Below are 2,129 nucleotides of genomic sequence, written 5' to 3'. Positions count from 1 at the left end.
GCAAAATCTTATGTAAATTATAAACTGAACTTATACTAGCATGAAAATTATAATTTGGATCTTAATTTTCCTTGGCACATTTGGTTTTATGGAGTTTATGGCCTGGTTTACCCACAAGTACATAATGCATGGATTTTTATGGACTTTACACAGAGACCATCATAAAAAAGATCATGGATCCTGGTTTGAACGCAATGATGCTTTCTTTATTTTTTATGCAGTTGTTAGCATGACCTTCTTTTATTTGGCTTCCTATACATCCTTCTGGTACGGATGGCCATTAGGCCTTGGAATTATGGCATATGGAGCTACTTACTTCCTGGTTCATGACATTTTCATTCACCAACGATTTAAAATGTTTAGAAATGCCAATAACTGGTATGCCAAAGGTGTACGCAGGGCTCATAAAATGCACCATAAGCATATTGGCAAAGAAGAAGGAGAATGTTTTGGTATGCTGATTGTTCCTTTTAAGTATTTTAAGAAATAAATAGGCTCAATACAGCATTCAATAAAATGGTAAATATCTAAGCTTCCGAAAGCTAGTAATTATTTTAAGAGGCCATCCAATAAACTGCGAACGCTTTGTGAGTTCCAAGCAGCAGATCCTGTCTCTGCAACAACAATATTTCCTTTTTTATCGATAACAAAAGTTGTTGGCAAAGCTGCAGAGTATAAAGTTTTTGGTGTAAAGCCAGATTCGAAATAAACCGGTAAATTGTATTTTTTCTTCATCATGAAGTTAGATACCTTTTCTTTTTTATCCCGGGCAATAAATAAAAATGTAACCTTCTCCCCATACGCGTCATATAACAATTGTAAGTCAGGCATTTCTGCAACGCAAGGTGGACACCAGGTAGCCCAGAAATTAATAAATATAACATCTCCCTTGTGTTCTGAGAGATTCACCGAACTACCATTTGAATTCACTAGTTTAAAATCATAATCCTCTAAAATCTGCTGAGCTCTCTCTTCAACAGGGACAGGATTATGAGATATTAACCTGTTAAGATATACTTTGGCTTTAAAACCTATTGGAGTAAAAAAATAAAGCGCCAATAATAGAATAATAGCAATATTGACTAGCTGTGTTTTTTTTAATTTCACTTCTAATTTATTAATTCATTGATAAGGTTATATATTGTTTTATTATCCCAATCGGCAATTCCTTCTTGTTTTACTCTAATATAGCCTTTTTTATCAATTATATAGGACGATGGCGGCTTAAGAATAGTTAAAGGGGTTCTCTCACCAATAATAAGATAGGTTACCGGAAAAGTAAATTTATTTTCAATCATAAACTCTTCTACAGGAAGTCTCTCTTCATCAGTTATAATATAAAAATCGACCTTATCCCTATATTTATCATATAGGTTCTGTATACTTTTGAGTTCTGCCGCGCAGGGCAAGCGCCATGAAGCCCAGAAATTAATAAAAACTACATTCCCTTTGGATTTTTCAAAATTGAAGAATTCCCATTTCGCATTTTTTAACTTCCAGTTATAATCTGTTATTTGTTGTTGTTCTCCAACTTCAATAACCTCCGGCCGAAAGGAAAATATTTGGTTTAATAAAACTTTACCATGATACCCAAGCGGGGTCACAAAAAAGGAAAGCACGAAAGCCATGAACAGTATATTTAGAATGGTTTTCCTGCTCACTTTCATTTTATTATGGTTTGACAAAACTAAATAACTCCCGAGAAATATCGGGAGTTATTTTATTTAATTTCATATATAATTTATGCCACATTGTCCTTCTTTATTACATTAAGAGCAGAACCTTCACGGAACCATTCAATCTGCTGCAGATTGTAGGTGTGTTTCGCCTGGATTAAATCCTTGGATCCGTCCGCATGCACAACTTCAATAATCAATGGTTTATCCGGAGTAAATTCTTTAATATCAATAAAGTTAAAGGTGTCATCTTCCTGGATAAGGTCATAGTCACTTTCATTCGCAAAAGTCAATGCTAACATACCTTGTTTTTTCAGATTGGTTTCGTGAATACGAGCAAAAGACTTTACAAGGACCGCCGCTACGCCTAAATGTCTGGGCTGCATAGCCGCGTGTTCACGGGAAGATCCTTCCCCATAATTATGATCACCAACTACAATGGTCTTTATACCC

General features: G+C 34.9%; 3 protein-coding genes and 1 pseudogene. 1 reads left to right on the top strand and 3 read right to left on the bottom strand.

The window, feature by feature from the left end; all coding sequences use genetic code 11:
• Positions 1-40 precede the first annotated feature (40 nt).
• Positions 41-490, top strand: a complete 450-nt coding sequence (locus WBN20_RS10605) for a beta-carotene hydroxylase (RefSeq protein ID WP_424272531.1) — start codon at positions 41-43, stop codon at positions 488-490.
• 59 nt (positions 491-549) lie between these two features.
• On the opposite strand, the gene WBN20_RS10600 is transcribed toward WBN20_RS10605, so the two are convergent.
• The 3 genes and pseudogenes from WBN20_RS10600 to WBN20_RS10590 all read right to left on the bottom strand — a co-directional run.
• A complete protein-coding gene (locus tag WBN20_RS10600) occupies positions 550-1,107 on the bottom strand; it encodes a TlpA family protein disulfide reductase (RefSeq protein WP_424274085.1) in 558 nt (185 codons plus the stop codon).
• Between the two features lie 2 nt (positions 1,108-1,109).
• Entirely contained in the window at positions 1,110-1,667 is a 558-nt protein-coding gene (locus tag WBN20_RS10595; RefSeq protein WP_424272623.1) for a TlpA family protein disulfide reductase, read from the bottom strand.
• Positions 1,668-1,741: 74 nt separating this feature from the next.
• Positions 1,742-2,129, bottom strand: a pseudogene (locus tag WBN20_RS10590) (aconitate hydratase); the annotation flags it as partial.

The sequence above is a fragment of the Eudoraea sp. genome, from assembly GCF_049665975.1.
Lineage (GTDB): Bacteria > Bacteroidota > Bacteroidia > Flavobacteriales > Flavobacteriaceae > Eudoraea.
Note: the sequence above shows the minus strand (reverse complement) of the source record. Positions and strands in the feature narration are given on the sequence as shown.

What these genes read in the sequence shown, in the direction of transcription:
- WBN20_RS10605 (WP_424272531.1), top strand. Translation starts at nt 41, where the DNA reads ATGAAAATTATAATTTGGATCTTAATTTTCCTTGGCACATTTGGTTTT.
- WBN20_RS10595 (WP_424272623.1), bottom strand. Translation starts at nt 1,667, where the DNA reads ATGAAAGTGAGCAGGAAAACCATTCTAAATATACTGTTCATGGCTTTC.